General features: G+C 56.5%; 1 pseudogene. It reads right to left on the reverse strand.

Features of this window, described 5'->3' with window-relative positions:
• Positions 1 to 283 (reverse strand): annotated as a pseudogene (locus LZP73_RS20840) (hypothetical protein); the annotation flags it as partial.

Here is a 283-nt window from a genome sequence, read left to right on the forward strand (position 1 = left end):
ATAAAGGTGTGTGCTACGCCAGTCGGGCAAGCAGTCACCGCAACTACGCGTTTCGGACCGCTGGCAGCAACCGGTGCTGTCGCAGCGACCGGCGCAGTGTAAGGTTTCGCATGGCCTTTGGCTTCACTCAGGAACAGCTCAGGGTGCGCAACTGCCCGGGAAATATCGCCCAGCCAGACATTTTTACCGTTCAGCGCGCTGTCGTTCGGGATGGAATCACCGAGAACAATCGCCATTTCAGCGTCGTTCGGATTGTCGATGATTTCCAGTTTTGCTTTTCGCG

Source organism: Shewanella sp. AS16, from assembly GCF_021412365.1.
Classification (GTDB): domain Bacteria; phylum Pseudomonadota; class Gammaproteobacteria; order Enterobacterales; family Shewanellaceae; genus Shewanella; species Shewanella salipaludis.